At 67.7% G+C, this 24,147-nt stretch carries 14 protein-coding genes; 8 read left to right on the top strand and 6 right to left on the bottom strand.

Annotated features, from left to right (window positions below):
* The first annotated feature begins 7 nt into the window (after window positions 1-7).
* Complete coding sequence (locus tag ASD56_RS02060; RefSeq protein ID WP_235565476.1) at window positions 8-910, top strand: hypothetical protein; 903 nt, start codon at window positions 8-10, stop codon at window positions 908-910.
* 69 nt (window positions 911-979) lie between these two features.
* On the opposite strand, the gene ASD56_RS02065 is transcribed toward ASD56_RS02060, so the two are convergent.
* Window positions 980-2,122, bottom strand: coding sequence for a baeRF2 domain-containing protein (locus ASD56_RS02065; RefSeq protein ID WP_055960653.1), 1,143 nt, complete (start codon window positions 2,120-2,122; stop codon window positions 980-982).
* Entirely contained in the window at window positions 2,115-2,303 is a 189-nt protein-coding gene (locus ASD56_RS02070; protein WP_055960655.1) for a hypothetical protein, read from the bottom strand. Before ASD56_RS02070 ends, ASD56_RS02065 begins: the two co-directional genes overlap by 8 nt.
* A 605-nt stretch (window positions 2,304-2,908) precedes the next feature.
* Here ASD56_RS02070 and ASD56_RS02075 point away from each other — a divergent pair.
* From ASD56_RS02075 to ASD56_RS02105, 7 genes are all read left to right on the top strand, one after another.
* Window positions 2,909-4,474, top strand: coding sequence for a sugar transferase (locus tag ASD56_RS02075; RefSeq protein ID WP_235565477.1), 1,566 nt, complete (start codon window positions 2,909-2,911; stop codon window positions 4,472-4,474).
* Between the two features lie 78 nt (window positions 4,475-4,552).
* On the top strand, window positions 4,553-5,701 hold the full coding sequence (locus tag ASD56_RS02080) for a DUF1972 domain-containing protein (RefSeq protein WP_055960657.1): 1,149 nt from the start codon (window positions 4,553-4,555) through the stop codon (window positions 5,699-5,701).
* Complete coding sequence (locus ASD56_RS02085; RefSeq protein ID WP_055960659.1) at window positions 5,698-6,816, top strand: Gfo/Idh/MocA family protein; 1,119 nt, start codon at window positions 5,698-5,700, stop codon at window positions 6,814-6,816. Before ASD56_RS02080 ends, ASD56_RS02085 begins: the two co-directional genes overlap by 4 nt.
* The gene (locus ASD56_RS02090) at window positions 6,816-7,706 is read left to right on the top strand and encodes a hypothetical protein (protein ID WP_235565479.1); all 891 of its coding nucleotides are present in this window, start codon (window positions 6,816-6,818) and stop codon (window positions 7,704-7,706) included. Before ASD56_RS02085 ends, ASD56_RS02090 begins: the two co-directional genes overlap by 1 nt.
* A gap of 1 nt (window position 7,707) precedes the next feature.
* Window positions 7,708-8,880, top strand: a complete 1,173-nt coding sequence (locus ASD56_RS02095) for a glycosyltransferase (protein ID WP_055960663.1) — start codon at window positions 7,708-7,710, stop codon at window positions 8,878-8,880.
* A 274-nt stretch (window positions 8,881-9,154) separates the two neighbouring features.
* Window positions 9,155-9,712, top strand: a complete 558-nt coding sequence (locus ASD56_RS02100) for a hypothetical protein (RefSeq protein ID WP_055960664.1) — start codon at window positions 9,155-9,157, stop codon at window positions 9,710-9,712.
* A gap of 61 nt (window positions 9,713-9,773) precedes the next feature.
* The gene (locus ASD56_RS02105; RefSeq protein ID WP_055960666.1) at window positions 9,774-14,492 is read left to right on the top strand and encodes a LamG domain-containing protein; all 4,719 of its coding nucleotides are present in this window, start codon (window positions 9,774-9,776) and stop codon (window positions 14,490-14,492) included.
* An 80-nt stretch (window positions 14,493-14,572) separates the two neighbouring features.
* Here ASD56_RS02105 and ASD56_RS16095 read toward each other — a convergent pair whose 3' ends face one another.
* The 4 genes from ASD56_RS16095 to ASD56_RS02125 form a co-directional block, all read right to left on the bottom strand.
* The gene (locus ASD56_RS16095) at window positions 14,573-17,128 is read right to left on the bottom strand and encodes a right-handed parallel beta-helix repeat-containing protein (RefSeq protein WP_235565566.1); all 2,556 of its coding nucleotides are present in this window, start codon (window positions 17,126-17,128) and stop codon (window positions 14,573-14,575) included.
* A 193-nt stretch (window positions 17,129-17,321) separates the two neighbouring features.
* Window positions 17,322-17,945 carry a CDP-alcohol phosphatidyltransferase family protein gene (locus tag ASD56_RS02115; protein ID WP_082541181.1) on the bottom strand — a complete coding sequence of 208 codons (624 nt, stop codon included), beginning with the start codon at window positions 17,943-17,945 and terminating at the stop codon, window positions 17,322-17,324.
* Between the two features lie 89 nt (window positions 17,946-18,034).
* Complete coding sequence (locus ASD56_RS02120; protein WP_055960672.1) at window positions 18,035-23,386, bottom strand: PKD domain-containing protein; 5,352 nt, start codon at window positions 23,384-23,386, stop codon at window positions 18,035-18,037.
* Between the two features lie 69 nt (window positions 23,387-23,455).
* The gene (locus ASD56_RS02125) at window positions 23,456-24,115 is read right to left on the bottom strand and encodes a DUF4352 domain-containing protein (protein ID WP_082541182.1); all 660 of its coding nucleotides are present in this window, start codon (window positions 24,113-24,115) and stop codon (window positions 23,456-23,458) included.
* Window positions 24,116-24,147: the final 32 nt, after the last annotated feature.

A 24,147-nucleotide genomic window follows, 5' to 3' on the forward strand; every position in this document is an offset into this window, starting at 1 on the left:
TTCGCACATGACGAGCCGCGCCGGATGCGCACCGTGCGGAACGGGTCGGTGCCGGGCTCTGGGGAGCCCGGCACCGCAACTCCCCGCTGCCTCGGCGAGGACGCAGGCAACGCGCTGTCGACGCAGCGATAATCGGAGCGTGCGGCAGTCCGAACCCCGATCACGGAAGCCCGCCAGCGAAACCCGGGCGCGGCTGCTGGCGGTCGCTGTCGACCGCGTCAGAGGCGAGGGCCTCCTGCTCGATTACTCGAACATCGAGCTGGAAGATCTGATTCGCGTCTCCGGCGTTCCGCGCTCGACCGTGTTCCGCATCTGGCCCGACCGCGTCGCCTTCGTGGCCGATCTCGTACGCGCGCTCTTCGAGGCCGATCCGGGATTCCAGACCGGGTTCGACGGCGAGACCCTCGAGCTTCTGGAAGGCACGCTCGCGCAAGCGGGCGACCGGGCACGATCCCAGGAGGATCAGCAGATCGCGCTGAGATCCATGGTGCAGGCGACGGTGGCTCACAACATCGTCGCAGTCGACGGATCTGTCGCGTGGCGCGCGTACAGGACGATGTCTGCAGCCCTTGCCAGCGGCGACTCCGTGCCGGGGGGCGCTGAGATCCGCGCGCTCCTCAGCGAGATCGAGGGCGCGTACGTCGATCGGATGGCAGTGATGTACGCGCGCGTGAACGGCGCCATCGGATTCCGGATGCGTCAAGGAGTCACAGAACGCGACCTTGCGGTCGCCATCATGTCCGTCATCGACGGCATGAGCGATCATCGCCGCATCGATCCGGCGTTCGTCGATGAACCTCGCTTCGTCGACATGGGGGCCGAAGGCGCGCAAGGGTGGCATCTCGCAGCCCTAGCCGTGTACGGCGTCTACTCCTGCTTGACCGAGCCGGTATCGAACGACACTGCGTGAGGGCTGACCGAGCGTTCCGGCATTCGCGAAGACCATGCACGGCAGGGCAGCGGCAGGTCCGACTCTTTCCTATCGACCGGTGGCGTCAGTCGTTGACCATCGGAGGTAGGCGAAGGGAGCGGCCGGCGGTCCGTCGTCGCGGGCCTCCCCTTCGGGCTGCTGATCCCTGCCTTCCACGATCACCCGTGCCCCGCTCAAGAGAGCGGCGCGGGCCAGTGCGTCCGCCGCCGGAACCGAGGCGATCACCGTCGCAGACAGCGAGTCCTCCTCGCCCAGCGACACCCAAGGCGGCGCATCGAGCGCGTCCAGTGAGCCGCCGGCGTCCGCCAGCCGCGCATCGAGGATCAAGGTGTCGACCTGAGCGGCCTGGAGCGCTTCGACGACCTCTTGGCGCCCCTCCGCGGCTGCGCGATGATCGCCGGCCGCTGCACGATCCCGCACGTCGGCGGCGGCATCCCGCAGCGTCCGCTCGATGGCGGCGTGGATCGAGTCCTCGAGAACGCTGTCATCGGACCCGTCCGCGCGGGTGTTCGCGTCGACCTCGACGAGGAGCTGCTTCGACTCGCGGTTGAGCCGATCGGTCAGCAGCTTGCGCGCGCGCATGTCGCCGGACAGGACGATGAAGGCCGGATGCCGCTGCCGGACGAGCTCGTCGACGACCTCGGCGACCTCGGTCTGGTTGTGCTTCCAGACTTCCTCGCTGCGTCGCTGAATGCCCGCCTGAGCCATGTTGCCCGCACGCACCTTGGTGATGTCGGTCGTGTCGCCCTCGATCTCCTCCGTCAGTTCCGGATGCCGCGTGCCGGAGCGCTCGAGATGCACGGTCGCGCCGTCACGGCTGGTCTCGACCACGAGATAGAGCACGCTCTCGTACTCCTCCTGCAGCAGCGGGAGAAGATGAGGAACCGGTCCATGGCCGAGCCGCTCAGGCCCGGTCCGTGCTCCGGCGAAGCTCTCGTCGACCTCGACCCGACCGTTGCGGATGAGCAGGAATCGGGCGGACGGACTCGCGAACCCGGTGCGCCGGGCGACCGCAGCAGTGGCGGCGTCCACGTCCGCTTCGGGTGCGTCGACCTCTTCGAGCCGGTCGCGGACGGAGCGCTGGCGCGCGAGTTCTTCCGGCTCGGGCTGGTCGCTCGGGCCGTCGATGTACGCGAACGTCCACGGCCCGGGATCCGCGATGAGCTCACTCACTCGGCCGATGTCAGGCATCGGATGCCTCCCGGGTGCCGTCGGCCGGCTCGCCGGCGTCATCGTCGGTCAGCTCGCCTCCGAACGCGCGCTCGACGTCGGGAGCATCGGTGTCGTCGGGGAGGGGTTCCGTCTCACGGAAGGGTTCGACGTGCGAAGTGCCGCCATGCCCCTGCACCATGGCGCGCGTCTCCTGCTCCATCTGCTCGTCGAGCGCGGGGCGTGCTTCGTGTTGCCTCGTTGTGAGTCAGTCATGTCTCTTCCTCCTGTTCGCCTTCCAGGCTTTCCCGGGTGCGAGAAGAGGCGCGACAGGGTTGACAAACCCGTGGCGACGGGCCAGGCGTGGAGTCCTGCCGAGTCGCTGGTGTCCCCCAAAGTGGGGACAGACACGCTCAGGTGCTTCGCGTAACCTCGATACAAGGTGTCCCCAGCACCTCGAGTGACGTGCCTACGGCACTCACTCTTCATCGCCAGACCGAGCGTCCGCAAGGACTGCTCCATCTCGACGGTGACAGGCCCCGCGAGTCCCCAGCTCCGGGGCCTTCTCCATTCCCGCGAGAAGCGTGTTCGCGAGCCTCTTACGCGCCATCGGCTTTTCTGGCTAGACTCACAAAGCGTTCACTGATCGTTCACCGGTCGCGCGATGTCCAGCTTGGGGCCGGACACCGCAGATGTATCACCAAAGCGGCCGTGATGCTCAGAGAACGTATCCGTGGGGGGGCCCACGGATCACTGGGGACAATCTGGGGATGCATCGATGCTTCGATGGTCGCGCGTTTTCGCGCTTTCAAATAATGGGGACAAGCGGTGAGCGCCGTCGAAAGCGCGCTCCCGGTCGGCCTGCGCGCTCTGCCCGTGCCGACTCTGGGCACCATCACCGCGCTTTCGCCGGGCGACCGAGCGGCGCCGCCGAGCACGGGCGTCACGCCCCGGTCGACGCCGACGCTGCAACGCCGTCTGCTGTGGGAACGGCGTTATGCCCGTCGACTGCGTGCCACCGACACCGGGGTGGTCCTCGTGGCCACGTCGGCGGCGACCTTCCTGCAGATGCCACTGTCTGCACCCCTGGGTCTGGTCGCAGCGCCGATCGTCTTGGTGCTGATCCCGGTGGTCGCCGCAGCGTTCTGGCTCGTCTTGCTGACCGCCTTCCACACGCGCGAGCGCCAGGTCATGGGAGCAGGGGCGACCGAGTACAAGCGCGTCGCCCACGCGTCCGGACTGGCCTTCGGCATCCTGGCGATCGCATTCGTCGTCTTCCAGTGGCAGGGGATCCGCGCCCAGCTCATGATCGCGGCGCCGCTCGGACTGCTGGGACTGCTGATCGGACGCTGGTCGTGGCGGCGGTGGCTTCGACTCCAGCGTCGCTTCGGGCACTACGTGTCGCGCACGCTGGTTGCGGGCAGCCGGGATGATGTCGAGTACGTCATCCGCACCCTCCAGCGCGACGGGCAGCTCGGGTACCTCGTGATCGGGACGACGGTCGCCGACTCCACCGATCAGGCGGTCATCGTCGACGGACACTCCTACAGCTCCGTCGGCGATCTCTCGAGCGTCGCGCAGACGGCGAGCGCACTGGGCGCGGACTCGATCATCATCGCGAGCCGACCCGATACGGATCCGGAGTACATCAAGCGCCTCAGCTGGGAGATCGAGGGAACCGCCGCCGAGCTCATCCTGTCGAGCCGGCTCGCGGACGTCGCCGGTCCCAGGATTTCGCTGCGTCCGGTCGACGGGCTTCCACTCATCCACGTGAACATTCCGGTGTTCGAAGGCGGCCGGCACACCCTGAAGCGGGCGATGGACATCGTCCTCGCGGCTGTCGCGCTCATCCCGATCGCGCTGATCACCCCGTTCATCGCGCTCGCGATCCGCATCGACTCGCGCGGTCCGATCTTCTTCCGGCAGACGCGCATCGGCCGCGACGGCCAGGAGTTCTTCATGATGAAGTTCCGGACGATGCGCGTGGGCGCCGAGTCGGAACTGGCCATGCTGCAGGCGCAGAACGAGGGATCCGGGCTCCTGTTCAAAATGAAGCAGGATCCGAGGATCACGCGGGTCGGGACGATCCTGCGCAAGTACTCTCTGGACGAGCTGCCGCAATTCTGGAACGTGTTCCGCGGCGATATGAGCGTCGTCGGCCCGCGGCCGCCACTTCCCCAGGAGGTGCGCGAGTACGACGGCAAGGTCTACCGGCGTCTATTCATCAAACCGGGCATCACCGGGCTCTGGCAGGTCAGTGGCCGCAGCGATCTTTCGTGGGAGGAGAGTGTACGGCTGGATCTCCTCTACGTGGAGAACTGGTCCGTCGTGACCGACCTGATGATCATGTGGCGCACCGCTAAGGTCATGATCCGCCCAGATGGCGCATACTGAGCCCATCGGCGAGTCCGGCGGGAGCCCCGTTCGCCGTGCGCGCTTCACACTCTGAACTTGGAAGGCCTTTCTCTCATCGTGGTTTCTACTGTCCGAATTCTCGGAACCCATGGGGTCCCCGCCGGTTATGGCGGATTCGAAACCGCAGCGGAGAACATCGGGCTGTACCTGCGAGACCGCGGGTGGGCTGTCGAGGTGTACTGCCAGCTCTCGGGCTCCGGTCCCATCGAGACCGACGAATGGAACGGACTGAAGCGGACGCTGATCCACGAGCCGAAGGAAGGATGGCGCGGAACGTCCGCCTTCGACCTCACGTCCGTGCGGCACGCGGTGGCCGCGCACGAGCCGGGCGATGTCTGGCTGACCTTCGGCTACAACACCGGCGTCTTCGACGTGGTGCCACGACTGCGCGGCATACCGAATGTCATCAACATGGACGGCATGGAGTGGACTCGCAGACGTTGGGGCCTGATCAAGCAGGGCATCCTGCTCGCCAATGAGCGGCTCGCCGGCTGGGTCGGCGATGTGCTCATCGCGGATCACCCGGTGATAGCGACCTATCTTCGGCGTCACTTCGGACGCCGGCGCGTGCACACGATCACGTATGGCGCACACGAGGTGACGGAGGCGACCGCTCAGCCTGTCGAAGAACTCGGTCTCCGTCCCGGTCGGTATGCGATGGTCGTCTGCCGCCCGATTCCCGAGAACTCCATTCTCGAGATCGTCACCGCCTGGTCCGCTCAGGAGCGCGGGATGCCGCTGGTGGTGGTCGGGCCGTACGGCCAGGAGGATCCGTACCACGTCCAGGTGCAGGCAGCGGCGTCCTCCGAGGTCGTGTTCCCCGGCGCGATCTTCGAGCAGGATCGGCTGCAGTCGCTGCGCTTCCACTCCGCGCTGTACATCCACGGGCACACCGTCGGGGGCACCAACCCCTCTCTCGTCGAGGCGATGGCCGCAGGAAACGCGATCGTGGCGCACGACAATGCTTACAACAGCTGGGTGGCCGGCCCCGAGAACGCATACTTCTCGGATGCCGAGGACCTGGCCCCCCTGCTCACGTCCTTGTTGGCCGATGAAGGCCGGCGCCTGAGGATGGGCCAGGCCAGTCGCGCTCGATTCCGAGCCGAGTTCACTTGGAGCAAGATCGGCGGCGAGTACGAGCGCGCACTGCTCACGGCACTCGAGCGCCATGGGCACGCGCCCCAGAAGATCGGAGTCACCCCGTGATCGATGTCGCCGTTGTCGGGCTCGGCAAGATGGGCCTGTCGCATCTCGCGATGATCAAGGCCCACCCAGATGTGAATCTCGTCGGGGTGTGCGATGCGACCGGGTATCTCCTCGACATCCTCGCGAAGTACACGGGCGTGAAGACCTTCAAAGACCTCGACAGGATGCTCGACGAGGCCGAACCTCAGGCGATCATCATCGCAACACCGACGCACCTCCACGCCGGCATGATCCGATCAGCGCTGGAGCGCGGCATCCACGTCTTCTGCGAGAAGCCGCTGGTCATCGATCCGGGCGAGAGCGTCGTGCTCGCCGAGGCTGCCGCCGCGCGGGGACTCGTCACACAAGTGGGCTACCACAACCGCTTCGTGGGCGCCTTCCGCGAGGTCCAGCGGCTCCTCGAACTCGGCGCCATCGGGCCCGTCAACACCGCCTTGGCGGAGGCGTACGGCCCCGTGGTGCTCAAGCCCTCGGGTCGCACGTGGCGCAGTCAGCGTTCGACCGGTGGCGGCTGCCTCTACGACTACGCCGCTCATCCGCTCAACCTCCTCACGTGGTATCTCGGAGCGCCCGAGTCCGTCAGCGGCAGCCAGCTGACGAGCATCTTCTCCGCTCAGATCGATGACGCCGTCGCCAGTACCCTCCACTACCCGGGCGGGACCGCGCAGATCGTCGCGAACTGGTCCGATGAGTCGCAGCGGAAGATGACCACGAAGGTCACACTGTGGGGTACGCACGGACGGATCTACGCGGACCGGCAGGAGATCCAGGTCTACCTGCGCGACACGGCGCCGATCCCCGAGGGTTACCGGGTCGGCTGGAACGTTCGGTACACCACCGAGCTCAGTGAGGCGCCCTGGTTCTACCTCCGAGGGGAGGAGTACAGTGCTCAGCTGGATTCGTTCGTCAAGCGAGTGATCGCAGGACAGGCCGACGGCGAGAACGACTTCACCTCGGCTGCGCTGACCGATCGGGTCATCTCGATGATCAGCGAGGACTCGGCGCGCGAAGAGACGCGCCTCACATCGGAGGTGTCCGCCACCTCACCGACGCCGGCACCGGCGTCGCGGCGCCGGATCGGCGCCGCGCTTCGCCGACTTCGGGTAGGGAAATGATGACAACGACTGCTGCACCCACAATGGACCGGCTCCTGTTCGGCGACAACCAGTTCTTCGGCGTGAACCACATGTCCGAGGAGAAGGCCCGCGCTCAGCAGATGCGGTTCCAGGACCTCGACTCCATCATGCGCGTGCTCGATGACGCATACGACGAGGGCGTCAGGACGTTCATGTGCACGACGCACGACCGCATCGCGGAGGTCACTGACCGCGTGCGGGCGAACCCCGAGCGCTATGCGCAGATGAAGTTCTTCCCGTGCATGCCTTATGCGCACAAGTACGCCAATGCGGTGACCGAGGACGGGTTCCTGGGCGCGATCCGCAAGTTCCTTCCCGAGGAGGGATTGCTCGACAGCATCGCGCGCGGCACCTCGTCACTGGCCCGCAAAGACATCGAGGGCGTGTCCACGCTGCTCGTCGACGCCGAGCTCAAGATGTTCGCCGGCCTGGAGACGCCGGTGATCTGGATGCAGAACGTCGTCGTCGATCTGCTGTCGGGGCTCGGCTTCACTGACGCGCTGCGGATCTTCGCCGATCACGTCCGCAAGCGCTACAACGCCGAGCCGGGATTCATCACGATGAATCTGCCGCGCTTGCTGGATGACCTGGATCGGGCCGGCGTCGAGAACCCGATCGTCTGCTCGAACATCAACAAGCTGGGGTTCCGCATGTCGGGCGGCGTCGACGCATACCTCGACGCAATGGACAAGCGTCCGTTCCGCGCCGTCGCGATGTCCGTTTTCGCCAGTGGCGCTCTGCCCGCACGTGAGGCGATCGAATGGGTGTGCGGGCTCCCCAACCTGGAGTCCATCGTCTTCGGCGCGTCCAGCCGCGGCAACATCGCCTCGACCGTGAACCTCGTGGACGAGTACTGGGCATCGCGCTGAGATGTCTCCCACCGGCGAAGAGCAGGCGGCCTCTCGCACTGTGCTGATCGCGAACCCGTCGGCGGATCTGTACGGTTCGGATCGCATGGTGCTCGAAGCCGTACGGGGGCTGACGGGGCTCGGCTGGCGAACCGTCGTCACCTGCTCCATCGACGGCCCGCTCGTGGCGCAGCTGCGCACCGCCGGGGCGGAGGTGCGGATACTTCCCGTCCCCGTGGTGCGCAAGAGCGCGCTGAGCGGGCGGGGCATGCTGGCGCTCACGCGCGAGGTCTTCACACAGCTTCCCGCCATGCGGCGTCTCATCAAGGACGTTCGGCCAGACGTGGTGCTCGCCAACACGGTGACGATTCCGTTCTGGACCCTCGCTGCACGCTGGTGCCGGCGGCCCGTCGTGGTGTACGTCCACGAGGCCGAATCCGCGCTCTCGCGCCCCGCGCGCACGCTGCTGACGGCTCCGCTGCGTTTTGCGAACGGGATCATCTTCAATTCGGAGACGAGCCGGCGCGTGTCCGGATCGGCGTGGCTCGAGAAACGCGACCGTGCACGCGTCGTGTCCAACGGCGTGCAGGCGCCCGCCGCCCCCAGTCCTGCCCGCGAGTCCCTCGACGGGCCGATGCGGATCGTCTATGTGGGGCGCCTGTCCCCTCGCAAGGGCGTCGATCTCGTCGTCCGAGCGGCAGCGCGCCTGCGGGATTCGGGCATAGAGCCCCGCGTGGAACTCGTGGGGGCGGTCTTTCCCGGCTACGAGTGGTACGAAGAAGAGCTCCGCGGGCTCGTCGCAGAGCTCGACCTCGGTGACATGGTGAGCTTCACGGGATTCCGCGAGGTGGTCTGGGACGAATTCGCCGCTTCGGACGTAGCGGTCGTTCCGTCACGGTTGGACGAGTCGTTCGGCAACGTCGTCATCGAGGCGCTCATGAGTGAACGTGCGGTCGTCGTGGCAGACCACACCGGGCTGCGAGAGGCGGCCGACGGCTTCGCGTCGGCCGTGCGGGTCGTGCCCGATGACGAGATGGCGCTGACCGAGGGACTGCGGCGCGTTCACGAGCACTGGGGCGACTTTCGCGGGCACGCCACTGCCGACGCCGAGCGCGCACGCCGGCTCTACGGCACCGGCACGTTCCACAGGCGTCTCTCGTCGGCCCTGGCCGAGCGCGCGACTGCCCCGCACTGAGGTTGCAGATCGGAATGTCGTCATTCCGAGATGAAGGGTGCGCGATCCGCCTTCGTGGCAGTATGCTGAGCCTGCTGGGGGTGTGGATCACTTTGGGGGTGATCCATCGAAAGTGCTCCGCTTCGCGCGGCGCCGGGGGAACCTCCAGCTCAAGACTGGGGAGTCTGCAATCGTGGGGATTGTACGAGCGTGCGCATCTATTGCCGCAGCACTGCTGTGCGTGAGCCTTGTCGCGTGCTCGAACGCATCGCCCGACGAGAGCACATCTGCGCCGGTGTCGAGCGCGTCAGCCTCGGCACCGGCGACGGATGAAACCCCGAGCCCGAACCCGAGCGACTCCGCGACCGAGGGGTCCGCCGCTCCCGACATCGACGCCGATCAGCCCGTTGCGAAGGTGATGCGGCCCGGATCCACCGAGGCGCCCAGTCACACGGCAGAACCCGCGTCCACGTCCGAGCCGGTCAGCTACACCGACGGCGTCACGCTGCAGATCATGGACGTCACCTGGGCCGAGGAGACCTCTCAAGGCCCAGGCAGCTTCCCGGGCCGCCCGTACGCCCGATTGACTCTCCGCTTGGCGAACGCATCCGACACCGCCATCGACCTCGGCACCGCCGTGCTCACGCTTCTCGATCAGACGAGCGGAGCGGTTCCCCGGGTCTACGCGGCGGAGGCCGACGTACAGGACTTCTCCGGCACCCTCGAGCCCGGTGAGACCACCACCGCCGTCTACGCCTTTGCGGTGCCTGATGAGTCCCGTTCCCAGATCACGCTCGTCGTCGACTTCGACGCGACGCACACATCCGCCGTCTTCCGCGGAGCTCTGAGCTGAGATGCCTTCGATCCAGGGTCACCCGTTCACAGCACCCGCATCACCTACCCGAGGAAGCTCCATGTCAGGCAACACCCCGGCACCACGGAGCACTCGTCTCCGCCGCACACTCGCTTCGCTGACGACCGCCGCCATCGTCCTCTCGGCCCTGGCGATGGTGGTCATGCCGCCTGAGCGGGCGACGGCCGCAGAGACCCCGGCGCTGCCCGCCACGGTGACTGCAGATGTGCTGCCCACCTGGCAGATCAACGGCGTGGTCTGGAGCCAGACCGTGGTCGGGAACACGGTGTACGTCACCGGCAGCTTCAGCAAGGCGCGCCCCCCCGGAGTGGCCGTCGGCGGCGCCGGCGAGATCGCCGCGAACAACGTGTTCGCGTTCGACATCCGCACGGGCAACCCGATCCCGAACTTCTCCCACTCCTTCGACGGACAGGGGCTCACGGTACGCGCGGCACCCGACGGCAGAACGGTCTACTTCGGCGGCGACTTCACCGCGGTCGATGGTCAGGCCCGTTCGCATGTCGCCGCCTTCGACGTCGCGTCCGGTGCGCTCCTCTCGTGGGCGCCCCGGACCGACGGCCAGGTGCGGGGCTTCGCCTTCTCGGGGACAAAGGTCTTCGTCGGCGGCAACTTCCGCTCCAGCGGCGGGCAGCCCCGCACCCAGCTGGCCGCCTGGGATTCCACGACGGAGGCGATCACCCCGTGGGCGCCCACGGCCACGGGCGACGGCTTCGTGTGGGACATGGTCTCCAGCCCGGACAGCTCGCGCATCATCGTCGCCGGAGGGTTCACGGAGCTGAACGGGCAGCCGGCCTACGGCATGGGCTCGATCGACGCGTCCACCGGCGCGGTGTTGCCTTGGGCTGCGGTCGACAGGATCAGGTCCGCCGGGCTGAACGGCGCGATCTCCAGCCTGAGCACCGACGGCGTGCAGGTCTACGGCACCGGCTACGCGTTCGGCGCCGGCGCATCGTTCGAGGGAACGTTCGCCGCGGACCCCTACACGGGCGAGATCAAGTGGGTGAACGACTGCCTCGGCGACACGTACTCGAGCTACCCGCAGGATCAGGTCCTCTACTCCGTCGGCCACCGCCACGATTGCACCGTCGTCGGCGGCTTCCCCGACACGAACCCGCGCGCCCGGTGGCAGAAGGCCACGGCCGAACCGACCTTCCCGATCGGCACGATCACGAAGAAGGACGCCTACGGCTGGGACTTCACGGGTCTTCCCTACTCCGGCCTGCTGCACTGGTACCCGGACCTCGAGTTCGGCACCTACACGTCCGCGAAGCAGGCAGCGTGGTCGGTCACCGGCAACGCGGACTACATCGTGCTCGGCGGTGAGTTCCCCAAGGTGAACACCACGGCACAGCAGGGTCTCGTGCGCTTCGCGAAGCGGGCGAGCTCGCCCCACGTCGTCGGCCCCATCAACAACGCCTCCTTCACGCCGGCGCCGTACTCGAACGAGTCGGGAGTCGTGGAGGTGCCCTTCGGCAGCGTGTGGGACCGCGACAGCGCGACGATCACCTATGACGTCTTCCGCAGCCCGGCGACGAAGATCGCGACGTTCACCCGCAGCGACAGCGAGTTCTGGTCGCTGCCGAACCTGAGCGTCACCGACACGGGACAGGTCCCCGGCAGTCAGGTCCGGTACCAGGTGCGGGCCAAGGATGCCGACGGCAACGTCCAGTGGAGCGCCTGGTCGCCCTACATCACGGTGTCCGCGGCTGCTCCCTCGGTCTACCGGTCGGCGATCCGCGACAGCGGCGCCACGCACTACTGGCGCCTGGGCGAGGCATCCGGAAAGCTCTACGACGACATCGGAGACGCGCCCGGAACACTGCTGAGCCTGACCCTCGGCACGGGTGGCGCGATCCTGAACGATACCGACAAGGCCGTGACGTCAGCGGGTGGCAGCAACCCCCGCATGACGACGACCGACGCCGTTCCCGCGGGCACGGCGACGACCGTCGAAGCGTGGGTGAAGACCACCAGCACGCGTGGCGGACGGATCGTCGGCTACGGCGACTCCGCCACCGGCACATCGACGTCGGGCAACACCGACCGTGTGCTCTACCTCGACACGTCGGGTCGCGTCAACTTCGCGATCCACAGCGGCTCGTACCGGACGATCTACAGCCGCTCCGGCATCAACGACGGTCAGTGGCACCACGTCGTCGGCACCGTCGGCGCCGGCGGGATGGAACTGTACGTCGACGGCGAGCGCGTCGGCCGCGACCAGAGCTACACGACTCCGAAGGCGCTGCTCGGCTACTGGCGGATCGGCGCGGACCAGATGACGGGCTTCGCGAACCGGCCGAGCGACGCGGCGCTGGCGGGCAGCATCGACGACGTGGCGGTGTACGACAAGGCGCTCGCGAAGAGCGAGGTGCAGTCGCACTTCCTCGCCAGCTCCCGCGCTGCGGGCTGGACCGCTGCGCCGACCGATGCCTACGGCGCAGACGTCTCGACCGACCAGCCCGACCTGTACTGGCGCCTCAACGAGACGGCCGGGACCACCATCGGCGACTTCGCCGCCGGCGGCACGACGGGCACGCAGGCAGGCACCGTCACCCGCAGCCAGGCCGGCGCGATCACCGGCGACACCGCGATGCGCTTCAACGGCACTTCTGCGGTCGTCGTCGCACAGGAAGCGTGGAACGCGCCGAGTGCGTATTCGGCCGAGGTCTGGTTCAAGTCCACCAGCACGAGCGGCGGCAAGCTGATCGGGTTCGGCAACACGACCAGCGGCCTGAGCAGCAGTTATGACCGCCACATCGTCCTGCAGAGCAACGGCCGGCTGAACTTCGGAGTCGACAACGGCTCGCGCGTGACGATCGTCAGTCCGACCGCCTACAACGACGGTCAATGGCACCACGTCGTCGCGACGCAGGGTTCGCAGGGGATGAGGCTCTGGGTCGATGCGCAGCTCGTGGCCAGCAACGACGTCACCGGGTCGCAGAACTACCGGGGCCATTGGCGGATCGGTGGCGACCGCACCTTCGGCAGCACATCGAGCAACTACCTCAACGGAACGCTGGACGAGGCCGCGGTGTACCCCACCGCCCTCACTGAGGAGCGCATCCGCTCGCACTACGCGGCCAGCGGACGCACCCCGAACAACCGGGCTCCGGTCGCGGCGTTCACCGAGGTGACCGACGAACTGGCGGTCTCGGTCGATGCGACCGGGTCGACCGACCCCGACGGCGACATCGTCACCTACCAGTGGACGTTCGGCGATGGTTCGGTCGCGACGGGTATGACCGCTTCGCACACGTACGAGACAGCCGGCACTTACTCCGTGATGCTGAAGGTCACAGATGCCACATCGCTCGTGAGCACCGCGACGCACTCGGTCGTCGTCGCCCCCAACGTCGCTCCCGTCGCGGCGTTCACGTCGACGCCCACGAACCTCTCGGTGACTTTCGACGCCGCCGGGTCCTCGGATGCCGACGGCACGATCGCCGGCTACGAGTGGGACTTCGGCGACGGCGAGACGGGCACCGGCGCAGCGGTCACGCATGTCTACGACGCCGCGGGAACGTACTCCGTGGAGCTCACCGTCACGGACGACGACGGCGCCGCCTCCACCGAGACGAAGTCGATCACGACGATCGCGGCTCCGAACCAGGCACCCGTCGCTGCCTTCTCCGCGGCGAAGGACCTGCTCGTCGCCTCGTTCGACGCGTCGGGTTCGTCCGATCCCGACGGGACGATCGCCTCTTACGCCTGGGCGTTCGGAGACGGCGCCTCCGGCACCGGCGTGGCGGTGCAGCACACGTACGCGGCCGCCGGCACCTACTCGGTCACCCTTACCGTCACCGACAACCGCGGCGCGACCTCTGCGCTCACCCAGGATGTCGCGGTCGTCGCCAACCAAGCACCGACCGCGTCGTTCACTCCGACGGTGACGAATCTCACCGTGGCCGTCGACGCTTCGGCGTCGACCGACCCCGACGGAACGATCGCCACGTACGCGTGGGACTACGGCGACGGCACCGCCGGTGCCGGGGTCACCTCATCCCACGCCTATGCGGCGGCCGGGACCTACACCGTGGCCCTGTCGGTCACCGACGACCGGGGCCTCGTCGCCACGGCCAGCGCGCAGGTCACGGTCACCGCACCCCTGGTGTGGGCCAAGGACACCTTCGAGCGCGTCGCCTCCAACGGCTGGGGCGCCTCGGAGATCGGTGGCACGTGGACGATGAACCCGAGCACCACCACGGCGCTCGGCAAGTTCTCCGTGTCCGGCGGGCTCGCGAAGGTCAACCTGTCAGCGGGCAACAGCTACACCGCTTCACTGCCGGCCGCCGCGCCGTCGACGAACACCGAGGAGCGCTTCACCGTCGCGCTGGGTCAGGCTGCGACCGGAGGCGGTTACTACTTCTCGGCGATCGGCAGGCAGATCGACAATCAGACCGACTACCGTGCCAAGTTCCGGGTGGCTGCCAACGGGGCTGTCGCCGTGTGGCTCACCCGCACGGTCGGCGGTGCCGAGACGGTCCTGAACAGCCTGACCATCCCAGGCATGTCCGTCACGGGAGCAGACTCGCTCGACGTCCGCGTTCAGGTGACGGGCACGAACGCGACGACCGTCAAGGCGAAGATCTGGCGCACCGGGACGGCAGAACCGGCGAACTGGGTGCTCACGGCATCCGACAGCACTCCCGTACTGCAGGCACCCGGCTATGTCGGCATCAACAGCTACCTGTCGGGCAGTGCCACCGCTCCGCTGGTGTACAGCTACGACAACTTCTGGGCAGGACCCGCCCAGCCGTAGCGCGAAAGCCGACGAGGGCCCGGCACGCTGATCGCGTGCCGGGCCCTCGTCTCTTCAGCTGTGTCGAGCAGTCCGCTGTATCAGCGGAACAGCGCCCCCATCGAGGCCGTGCCCGTTCCGAGGAAACCGACGACCGATGCCGGCGGAGCGAGGGCGACGGTCGCTGCCTGGGGCGCGAGATCACCGAGCACGCGGCCACTCTGGTCGGTCACCGCGCGTCCTTCGAGCGCGAGCGAACGTGCGTCCTGTCCGGTCGTCGACTGGTAGGCGCCGAACGTCGAGAAGACGTACGGGTTGACATTGGCCGCACCGCGCGACCAGACGACGAACCATGTGGGCGCGTTGGCGGCGTTGCGCTGGATGACGTTGCCGTTGGAGCGGATGTTCAGGTCGCTGGCGGCGTACTGGTGCGAGTAGTCCTCGACGCAGACGGTGCAGTTGCCCGAGCTGCTCGCGATGACGTTGTTCCCGATCGAGATGTCGCGGATGACCCACGGCATCGTCGGGTCCGGGAAGGGCTGACGCGGGTCGTGACCCGGCACCGACGGGTCGCTGGCACTGCGCTCATCCTGAACGATGTTGAGCACGCGGTTGCCGCCGACGATCGTGTTGTTCCAGATGTTGACGCCGCCGGTGTTGTTGATCTTCATCGCGTTGCCCGCGTTGCGCAGGACGAGGTTGTTGACGAAGTCGATCTTCTGCGACAGCTCGAGGAACACCCCGGCGCCGGCGTTCTCGACGAAGTCCGATCCGGAGATGTCGATGTCGTACACCGACTGATCCGTCCACAGTCCCGGTCCGTTGTTCCGCAGGAACGCGGAGCCGGTGACGGTGAGGCCACGCGTCTTCGCGATCTTCAGGCCGCCCGAGACCGGGGCGTGGTTGAAGTGCTCGCTGTTGTTCTCGACGGCGAGCAGTCCGTCGACGGCCAACCGGTCGGCGAGGTTCGCGCCGAGGCCCATGAGGCCGTTCCGAGCCAGCGTGACGTCGCGAACGACCGCGTCGGCGGCGCCCACGAACAGGCCGGTCGACGCCGAATCCTGGATCTGAACGTTCTCGATCGAGATCTTCGGAGCCTCGACGGTGACTGTGCCCATCATCCAGACGGACGTCGCGTAGTTACGGACGCCGATGCCGCGGATGGCCGTGCCCTCGCCTCGCAGCGACAGAGCCTTGGTGAGCGTGCTCGCTCGGACATCGTGCCCCTGCGGGCTCGATCCGAGGTAGAGCCGGTCATTGGCGGTGTCGGTGAAGAACGTTCCCGGCGTGAGCGCGGCGAGCGACCCGACCTCGCGCTGTGCGATGCCGTCGATCCAGACCTGCTCGGGGTGAGCGGCCATGGGATAGGCGGGGTCGAGCCATCTCCAGCCCGCCGCAGTGCCATCGGCCTCACCCTTGGTGAACGAAGGTGTGGAGTCGAAGTCGTGGGTCCAGCTGCCGCTGTACCACGCGTTGCCGGAGGGGCTCCACGCGGAGATCTTCTCCGAGCCGTCGAGCCAGACGGATTCGTTTGGGTACGGCTGGATCGTGACGCGCTTCCCGTTCGGAACGGTCACGCTCTGGTGGTATTCGCCGCCACGGAGGACGATCACCGTGCCGTTCGGCGATCGGTCGACCGCTGTCTGGACCGAGTTGTACGGTGCGGCGAGGGTGCCGCTGCCTGCGCCGGCATCGGCGTCGACGTAGACGGCGCCCGCGGGGACCGGGTACTGCGTCGTCCCCACCGCGGCCGCGCCCGTGTCGGTGCGAGCCCACTGCTCGCTCCACGTCGGGTCGCTGGGGCTCGGGGGCTCAGGCGTCGTCGTCGGCGGCGGGGTGGGCTCCGGGGTAGGGGTCGGAGTGGGCTCCGGCGTCGGAGTGGGCTCCGGCGAAGGAGTGGGGTCCGGGGTCGGAGTGGGCTCGGGGGTCGGAGTGGGCTCCGGGGTCGGATCGGGCGTTCCGCCGAGGTCGCTCACGGTGAGATCGTCGAAGCGCACGGCCTGCGCGGGAGAGCTCGACGAGAGATAGGCGCGGACGCCGACGGCGCCGGCGGCGACGATCCGGCGGGAATCGGCATCCTTCACCGACAGCTGCCACGCTGTCGACGGAGCATCAGCGGCCGTGACACGAGCGTCGATCGCGACGGTGTCGCCCGCGATCTGCATCTCGAGTCGGAAGGGGACTCCGGCCTCGACCTGGAAGTCAGGCACGAAGAGCCGGCCGAGGGACTGCTGCTCCCGCCCGTTGACACGCAGCGCTTCCAGAAGCACCCGGCCGAGCGGATCGACTCTCGCCTGCACCTGATAGAAGCCCGCCTGGGTCCGGCGCGACTGGAAACTGAGGTAGATCCCTCCGCCCACCTGCGGCAGCTGGTCGAGGGTGAACTCCACACCGCCCGAGACGTCCGCGAGCGAGACGTTCGCCGCACGCGCCGACACCGAGGTGCCCGGCGTGCGCACCGTCGCTCGCGCCTCGCCGGCCGCGACAGAGAACGCCGACGGATCCGACAGGTTGTACGAGCCGCCGCTCGTCGTCGTACCGAGGCCGGCCGCGACATCGCGGCTCATGTCGTCGGCGAACAGGGCGGGCGTGTCAGAGGCGGTTGTCGCGTTCAGGGGGGCCTGGGCTGCGGCGGCGGCGTTGGGTACACCGATCACCAGCGCCAAAGCCGCGACGATAGAGGGAATTGTGGATCTCAAAGGGGGGCTCCAACGGGTTCGGGTTCTCGTTGCGGGTAGTGATGGCGTGCGCCACCCTCGGGGGTACCCGGAAAAAGATCTCGAAACGATAACATCCCCACCTGCGTGTCGCCTTGACATGAGACCTTTCTCACGCCAGGCCCGTGGACGGCTAGCCCAGCGCCTTCATCTTGCGGAACCACACCGTGACCGCCGCGGCGAGATAAAGCACCGCCGCCAGGGCGAGCAGCGAATAGACCAGCATGAACGCCTGCGGCACGCCCCAGAGCACGAACGCCAGGCACCACACACCGTAATCGGTCGGCAGGCCCAGCAGGGAACGACCGAGCGAGGAGCCTCCGGCTTCCGCCGACTGCGGCACGCCGCGCTTTCCACGCAGGAGATCGTTGAGGATCATTCCGAAGAACGTCACGGTGGACACGATGGCGAACCCGAGCGGCACGAGCAGCCACAGCGCATCCGGCAGGTCGAAGAAGCGGTACGCGCCGATCGCGACGGCGATGTGCAGCGAGACCAGCTTCGCCGAGTCCAGGATGTGATCGAGCCATTCGCCCGCCAGCGATCCACCGCCGCGCAGGCGTGCGACCTGGCCGTCAGCGCTGTCCCAGGCATAGCCGAGAGCGAGAAGGAGCCACACGACGACGGCGAGCGCGAACGACGGCGGCACCGTGGCAAGAAGGACGATTCCGGTGAAGGTCAGTCCGGCGCTGATCAGCGAGACCTGGTTCGGGGTCAGGCCGATCGAGTACGCCGCTGCGGCGAAGACGCGTCCCAACGGCCGGTTGACGAAGATCGAGTATGCCGGAGCACCTCGCCCCCGCCCTTTCTGGGCGGCGGCGAGGCGCTCGTAGGCGGCTGTGTACGTCAGGGCGTCACTCCTGCCGCTCGGTAGTCGTCGAAGAGGATGCTGAACGGCACGTTCGAGAGCGTGCTGCCGGCGTAGGTGCTGATGCCCGTGTGCCCGGCGACCTGCAGACCGGCGGTCGCGTCGGTGGTGCTCAGCTGCCAGGCCGCAGGCTCCGTCGTCCCCTGCGCCCAGATCTTGCTGCGCAGAGTCGTCGGGCTCGTGCCGAAGACCTGCACACGGACGTTGTACTTCACCCCGGGCGTGAGCGTCACGCCGGCGAGGTCCTGCCAGACGATGACGGTCCCGCCACGCGACAGCTGGGCCTGGACAGCACCGTTCGTGCCGATCAGCCAGCGTGCGCGGTAGTCCTCCGCGCCGACGACGCGGCCCAGCGCCGAGATGTACACGCGACCGCCCGCGGGGACCGCCGGCGCACTGAACGAGAACGTCAGGTCGGTGCTGGTGGCCGTTGCAGTGTTCAGTGTCGCGGTCAGTGTCTGACCTGCCGCGAGCGTGGTGAACTTCGCCGCGCCGTTGTCGATCGCGATGCTCGCCGGTCCCAGGTTCTGCGTCCAGGTTCCGCCCGTCGGAGCAGCTCCGAGCGCACCCGCCGCGCGCCCGAAGTCATCGAGTGCGAACGGCGCTCCCGCAGGAGCCACGACGGTGACCGGCTTGGTGATGGTGTTGGTAGCGCCGAGGTTGTCGGTCACCGTCAATTCGACCGTGTATGTTCCGCCAGCGGCATACGTCCGCGATGCGGTCGCTCCGGTGCCCGTGGATCCGTCTCCGAACTTCCAGGCGTAGGAGGCGATCGTCCCGTCGTCCGTGGAAGCGGACCCGTCGACCGAGACCGTGAGGTTGGTCGGCGTGGCGGTGAACGCCGCGACGGGGTTCTGGTTGACCGGGCCGCCGGCAGTCACCGTCACCGGCTTGGTGATCGTGCCCGTCGCACCGTCGTCATCCGTCACCGTCAGCTTGACGGAGTAGGTACCCGCCGACGCATACTCGTGTGCCGTCGGCGTGACGCCGGTGGCTGTGCCACCGTCGCCGTACTCCCAGGCGTAGGACGCGATCGTGCCGTCGGAGTCCGTGGACGTCGAGGCATCGACCGTGGCCGAGAGGCCGTTGGGCGTCGCGGTGAAGGCCGCGACCGGAGCCGCGTTCGCAGGCGGGTTCGGCCCGCCTGCGGTCGATCCCGCCCACAGGTTGTCGAACCGCGTCTGGAACGGGACGTTCGAGACGGACCCGCCCAGGTACACGCCCAGACCGATGTGACCGGCGGCCTGAAGCGCCGCTGTCGAGTCGGTCGTGGACGAGGTCCAGGCGGCCGGCTCCGTGGTGCCGACCTTCCAGACCTTGACCCGGATCGTGGTGGGCGAGACTCCGGTCGCTTCGGTGCGAACGTGCAGTGCTTCGCCCGCTGCGAGGTTCAGCGAGGTGCCCACGTTGGTGAGGACCGCGCCGGTCTGCTGCAGCTGGACGGTGACCGCGCCGTTCGCCGCGACGATGACCCGCGACTTGTAGTCGACCGTCCCGACACGACGCGCGAACATCGTGTAGTAGGCGCTTCCGCCGACCGGACGCTGCGGCAAGGCGACGTCCACGTCGAGCGCGGTGTCGGTCGATGCGACGCTCGGCAGGTACGCGTACCGCTGGACCCCTCCGGCGGTCTGCACGAAGGTTCCGGCCGAGCCGTTGACCAGGTAGTTGGACGCGGGGTTGGCCAGCTGCCAGGCGCCACCGACGTCCGCGGTCCCCAAGCCGCTCGCGACCGTCCGGTTGAACGCGTCGCTCGCATAGGTGACTGCTCCCACGGGTGCGGTCACATTCACTGCGGCCGTCGTGGTCGTCGAGGCGCCCTCGTTGTCGACGACGGTGAGGGTGATCGTGTATCCGCCGTCCGCAGCGTAGGTGTGCGACCTCGTGACACCGGTCTCCGTGGCCGTGCCGTCGCCCCAGTTCCAGCTGTAGCTCGCGATCGTTCCGTCGCCGTCGTTCGATCCCGAGGCGTCGGCGTTGACCGTCCGCCCGTTGACTGCGGAGGTGAAGGAAGCCGTCGGCGCCTGGTTGGCGACCGCGTTGACCACGGTCTGCTCGGTCGCCGTGGCGCCGTCGTCGTCGGTCACGGTCAGGGTCACCGTATAATTGCCCGCCGATCCATAGGTGTGCGTCGCGGTCTCGCCCGATCCCGCCGGTGAGCCATCGCCCCAGTTCCAGCTGTAACCGGTGATCGTGCCGTCGGGGTCATCCGACGCGGAGGCGTCGACATCCACCTTCAGCTTGGTCGGCACGGCCGTGAAGTCGGCCGTCGGAGGCACGTTGGCCGGCTCCCCGGTCGATCCGAGTCCGTAGTGGGCAGCGACATCAGTGGGCGAGATCGGACCCAGGTAGACCGCGACCTCATCGATGGTTCCGTCGAACTCCCAGTCACCCGGGCCCCACGTGACGTCACCGCCGACGTGCCAGTACCCGGTGTAGTCCTGGGCGTTCGTCTGACCGTTCGTCCCCTTGAGAGCACCGTCGACGTAAAGGCGCATGCCTTCGGCCCCCTGCGTCGCCACGACGTGGTGCCATTGGCCGTCGTTGTACGAGTCGGAGGTCTGCAGCGTGTCACCGAAGCCCACCCAGACGCCGTAGATCAGCTTGCCGTCCGGCGTCATGTAGACGTGGCGGTCGTAGCCGCTGGAGTTGCCGTCCGAGCTGTTGCCGAAGCCGATGAGCTTTCCACCGGTCGTCGTCGACGTCTTGAACCACGCCTCGAGCGAGTACGAACGCGGGTTGGTGAACGAGTTCTGGCTGATCACCTGGCCGCCTGCGAACGTCGCCGCGGTGTTGGACACACCGGTCAGCGCGCCGGTCGTGCCCTTGGCGACGGCACCGAAGTAGGTGCCGCGCTGGTTCGATCCGGACGCGTCCTCCGCCACGCTGCCCGACGACTCGCCGAGACGCCAGTACAGGGCGGGCTCGAGATCGTAGACGGCGGCGCCGTAGGCGTCGGCCGGAGGCGTGGAGCCGACCAGCGTGCGTCCCGAGGCGTTGTAATGCGCCGCGGTCTGCTGCTTCGTGAGCGGGGCGCCGTAGACCGCGACCTCGTCGATTTGACCGTCGAAGAACGCGTTGCCCGACCAGGGGCTGTCGCCTCCGACTCGCCAGTAGCCGTTGTACGGCTGCGCCGAGGTGATGTCGGTCCGCTGCGCGACGCGCACTCCGTCGATGTAGAGGATCATCCCGTTCTCGCTCATGCCGGCGGTCATGTGGTGCCACTGACCGTCGTTGAACGTGCTGCCCGACGAGATCGTCTGCGACGAACCGGGGTAGACGCCGAACGTGATCTGGCCGCTGGGCTCCATATAGACGTGACGGTCGTAGTTCGACGACGTGCCGGTCGAGCTGTTGCCGAAGCCGATGATCTTGCCGCCGGAGTTCGTCGTGGTCTTGAACCACGCCTCGAGACCGAAGCTGTTCGGACCCGCGATCGCGTTCGTCGTCGAGGCGAAGCCATCCGAGTTGCCGTTGAAGTCCGAGCTCGCACGGGGCTCGCCCAGGATCGCTCCCTCGGTTTCCCGGGTGACGCCGCCGCGAACGGCGAGATCCGATGCCCCTGCCCAGTCGTAAGAGACGGTCGACGACGAGTCATCCAGCGGCCAGTAGCTCAGCGGGGTGTCGGTGAGCACCGCGCTGCGATACGCGCTGGCGGTCGTCGTTCCGGACGCGGTCACCGAGACGGTCGCACCGGTGATCGAGTGATTCTGGGCGTCGGTCGCCCGGATCTGGTACGTGTACGAGGTGCCGTTGGTCACACTGGTGTCGACGAAGGCCATCGGGGGAAGTCCCCAGTCAGGGGACTTCGACCGCACGTTCTCGAAGGTCTTGATCACGACGTTGTTGCGCAGCACCTCGTACTTGAGGAACTCGCTGTCGCGGTCGTAGTTCAGCGGCCAGCTGACCCGGATCGATCCGCCGCTCAGCGCGAGCGCGGTCGGCTGCCAGGCCGTGTTCCACAGGATGGGCCCCTGCGCGTTGGTCGACTTGGAGGGGACGGCGAAACGCACCAGTCCCTGCTGGCCGGTGTTGTTCACGCGCGTGAACTCGCCGCCGAACACGACATAGTCACCGCCGGCCGTGACGGTCCACGGGCCCTGCCACGCGCCGCTCACGTTGGCGGCGTTGAACGTGGGGTACCAGTGGAGCAGCTTCGGTGCAGGGTTGCCGCCGAAGTCGTAGTAGCCGAGATTGAGGCCGTACGGAGTGATCCGTTCCACGTCCCGCGTCACTGCGGTGCCGCGGTAGAAGGTCCACGGGTCGCTCTGCGGGAATCCGCCGACGAGGCTGCCGCAGTAGTGGGGATGGCCGGCCTGATAGACGGTGTCGCCGAAGGGATGCACGTCGTAGAGGTCGCCGTGGCAGTCGTTCACCCACGTGAGATCGCCTGTCGCCCACGAGGAACGGAAACTGCCCTCGAGGTTGCCGCCCTCGCCGAACACGTAGCCGGTGCCGTAGATGTCGTCGCCGCTGGACTTGAGCGAGAGGATGGCGGCGTCGTTGCCGGCGTTGCGGATCACGTTGTTGGTCGCGAAGGGCAGGAGCGAACCATCGGCTGCACTGACCATCGCGAGCCCGTAGCCCGGGTTGCTGCTGTTGTTGAGCGTCTGGAAGTTTCCGCCGATCACGACCTTCGCGCCGTCCGGCGAGACGACCACGACGCGACCCTGGCGGCCTTCGAGAACGGGTGCCCACGGCTGCAGACTGCCGTCGCGGTTGATCGCGGCTGCGCCGAAGCGGTCTTGTCCGCCCACGCGGCCGAACGTGCCGGCGATGTACACGGTGGTGTTCGTCGCGTCGACGCCGATCGTCGTGCCGTTCGAGTTCGGGTTGAAGGACGACAGCGCCCCGCTCGGCAGTTCGAACGCTGCGACGCGATTGCGGTTGCTGCCGTTGACGGTGGTGAAATCGCCGACGATGTACAGCCGCGTGCCGTCCGGGGACGCCTCGACCTGTCGCACCTGCGCGTTGATGGTCGGAGCGAACGATGTGATCAGCGCCCCGGTCGTGAGGTTGAACGCGAGCAGGTTCGAGCGTGGCGTCTCGTTGGTTCCGGCTGCCGCGCCCGCGGGCCGGGCGCTCGAGAAAGAGCCGGCGGCGTACACGACGTTGCCCACGATCTCCTGGTCCCACACGATGCCGTTGATCTGCACCGTGGGCAGGGCATCGCCCGTGACCGTGGGCGGATCACCCTCCGGTGGACTCACGTCGGCGTTCGCGGCCGGCGCCGTGAACGCCAGCGAGCCGATGATCAGTGCGATCGAAGTCGTGATGGCGGCGATTGCCGACCGCTTGCGACCATTGCCGGATTCAGCGAAAACGCCCATCCTTGCATCTCCCCAGATGATGGACCGCGACGCACTACACCCCTGTAGCTTGCGCGAAAATTCCCCAGTTTACATCGCGTTGCCGGGCCGAGGCCCGACGAAGACGACGTCTGGCGTAGTCGCCAGCAGGTCGACGATAACACGGATGTCCCCCTCCGGGGCATCCGGAACTGCGAAGAAGAAAGTCGCGGTCGCGGTCGCGCCCGGCGCGATAGTGGTGGGCCACACGGTCGCATCGTCATCGGTGACGGCGACCGCGGGGACCCGCTCGTCTCCGCCGTACGTCAGGTTCACGTTCGATCCGCCGGTGTCCAGCGGAGTCGCGCCGTTGTTCGAAATCCGCACCGACACCGCGACGGCTGGACCGCTCGACTCTCCGGGCAGCTCGCGCCCGGCCGTGACCGCCTCGACCGACGTCACGTCGACGACGACGTCCTCCACGGGCTCTGCGGGCTCATCGAGGGCCACCTCGACCGGCTCATCGGGTTTCGAGACCGAATCCGTCGCCCCGGGAGTCGGCGCTGTGAACTCGGTCGGCTGCGGAGACGCCGTGGCGGTCGCCGTCGCCGTCGAGGGGGCGGTCGGCGTGGAGCCGGTCGCCTCGGCGGCCGGACGGAAGCTGATCATCGCCCACACCAGCAGGCCGAGGACGATCGCCGCTGCGAGGCCGATTCCGACCCAGGCCTTCCAGCCCATCCGCCGGCGTGGATCTTCACGCGTGTCAGCCATGATCGTGCTCCCCTTGCACTGAATCGCCGCGC

The organism is Microbacterium sp. Root166 (assembly GCF_001427145.1).
Taxonomy (GTDB): Bacteria; Actinomycetota; Actinomycetes; order Actinomycetales; family Microbacteriaceae; genus Microbacterium.